The sequence below is a fragment of the Terriglobales bacterium genome (genome assembly GCA_035651995.1).
Classification (GTDB): Bacteria; Acidobacteriota; Terriglobia; order Terriglobales; family Acidobacteriaceae; genus DASRER01.
The window spans coordinates 1-2,431 of sequence record DASRER010000031.1; the positions used below are offsets into that span (position 1 = coordinate 1).

2 protein-coding genes are annotated in these 2,431 nt (G+C 66.5%); both read right to left on the reverse strand.

The genetic code is table 11. The features are described 5' to 3' along the window. Window positions 1-781 (reverse strand): hypothetical protein (locus VFA60_11110; GenBank protein ID HZQ92333.1); only part of this gene is annotated, 781 nt, incomplete at its 3' end. Window positions 782-796: 15 nt separating this feature from the next. Beyond that, the coding region (locus VFA60_11115; GenBank protein ID HZQ92334.1) for a TonB-dependent receptor at window positions 797-2,431 on the reverse strand (1,635 nt) is incomplete at its 5' end.

Consider the following 2,431-nt stretch of genomic DNA (forward strand, 5'->3'; position numbering starts at 1 on the left):
CGACTTCGCTCGCCGCGCCGGCGTAAATGCGGTCGCCATCGGGCGCAACGGCCAGCTGCTGCGGCGAGCGCGCCACGCCGAACGAGTTGATGTACTCCAGCGTGTCAGCCTTGTACCAGCTCAGGATGTCCGACGAGACCAGTGCGACGACCAAGTCCTTGCCGTCGGGCGTGATGAGCATGCTGCGCGGGTCGAGGCCGATGGTCCTGATGGTGCGCTGCACGGTGTCGGCCGCCGCGTCGATCAGAGCCAGCTGGTTGGCATCACCGCACGAAACCACCACCGACTTGCCGTCGGGCGTCAGGATGGCATAACGCGGATCTTCAGGAACGGTGAGCTTCTTCAGCAGCTGGCGCGACTTGGTCGAGAAGACAAAGACGAGGTTGGCGTCGCGGTCCATCAGGTACAGCCGGGCTCCGTCGCGGCTGACCAGGCAGCCGAAGATGCTCTTGATGGCCGGATCGGCAAAGTTGCCGGTGACGGCGAGCGTCTTCAGGTCTACGGCTACGGCGCCGGCGGCGGTGGCGACGTAGAGGGTGCCGGAGCGGGAGCACATCCGTCCCGGGCCCATGCCCACGTTGACGGCCTTCTTGAGCGTGAGCCGGCTCTCCTCGCCGACCTCGAAGATGCTGACCGCGTTTTGCGCCGGCATGGCGGCGGCGAGCAGGCCGGCGCGCCGCGTTTGCGCCGAGGCGTCCGTAGCTTGTTGCGCGGACGCCGTCGCCGCCGACGCGAGCCCTATCGCAATCACACCGCAGAGCATGCCGCGCACCGGATCCATGGGTCGCCGACTCTCCTAGAAGAACAGCTTCAGCGCGAACTGCGCGTTGCGCGGCGCGCCGGTGCTGAACACCGGGTTAAAGCCCGCGCCGCTGGAAGAGCTCCCGCCCAGGAACGAATTGGCCATTGCGCCGCTAAAGCCGAAGTTGGTGGCTGAAACGTTGCTCCCGGGCGGGCCGAAGTTCGGATGATTGAAAACGTTGAAGAGGTCAGCCTGGAAGCGCAGCCGGAAGCGCTCCTTGAACGGAAAGTCGCGGTGCACGGAGAAGTCGAGCTCCTGCAGGGGGAAGCCGCGAAGAATGTTGCGTCCGGCATTGCCCGAGATGGCCTGTCCGCCCACCGGCGCCGGCGTGCAGAACGCCCCCTTGGCATTGCTGGTGGTGGGCGCGAGGCAGCCGACAGAGGCCGCTGCGCTCGCGCTCACCGGCGCGGCATTCAGCGCCCGTCCTCCCGGACAGATGCTGCCGCGACCCGAAGCGGCGTATTGCGCGACGCAATCACTCCCGGTGACATAAATCGGCACACCGGGGATCAGCATCGGCCGCTGCCCCACACCGGTAGCGCCGCCGATGGTGGCGGTTGCGTTGGCGATCACGTCGAGCGGCATGGCGCCCTGGTAGTGGTAAATCGGCGCCAGCGTCCAGTGGCCGAGGAGCGCGCGCGCCAACGGCTGGCGGGGCGTCGGGGCCTCGTACACAACCGAAAAACCGAAATTGTGCCGGATATCGAAGTCGGAGCTGGCGCGGCGCAGGAAGGACGGCAGCCCTGCCGCCAACTCCGCTGCCGTCGGCAGGAATGCCTGCGTGGAGACACCGTTCAAGTTGACCGAGTTGCCGGTTGACTGTGTGTCGATGGAGTGCGACCACGTATAGGAGACGATCGCCCCCAGCCCATGCGAAAACTGCCGCTGGAATTTCGTGACCAGCGCGTGATACTCGGAGTCGGCCGCATTGCGGAACACGGTGAGGGTATCGCCCACGGTGCCATTGCCCAGGTACGCAGGATTGACCCTGTTCGGGGGATACAGCACGGGCGCCAGGAGGTGGCGGCCCAGCGCGCCGACGTAGCCAATTTCGAGGCTCTGCCGCCCCGCGATCTGCTGCTCGAGCGTGAGGTTCATCTCGTGCACGTAGGGCAGGCTGAAGCGCGGGTCAATCAACTGGTCGGTCCCCTGCGAAATCGGGAAGGTGAACTGATCGGGGAAGACCGGCGGAACCACAAACCGCTGGTTGGCCACGGAGACGGGGAAAGGCACCGTCGCGATGGCCGGGCCGGTGTAGGGCGGCAGGGTGCACGGGGCAAGGTTGTTGCAACGCGCGCTATAAGGTCCCTGCACGGTGGCGGCTGCATTGGCGCCGCTGTCGTAGAAGACACCATAGCCGGCGCGCACCACGCGCGCCCAGCGATTGCTGCGGGAGAGCTGGTATGCCAAGCCGAGCCGTGGCGCGAAGTTCGCCCAGCGCGTCTCAAACGTCGCGGCACCCAGCGGCAGCACCTTCATCGTGCGCGCATCCGCTGGGTTCCAGGTGTCCGGATCGATGGCAAACACCGGGAAGGTGAGGTAGTCGACCGGGGGATTCAGGTCCCAGCGCACGCCGTATGTCGCGGTCAACCGGTCGGTGATGCGCCAGGTGTCCTGCGCATACGCCGA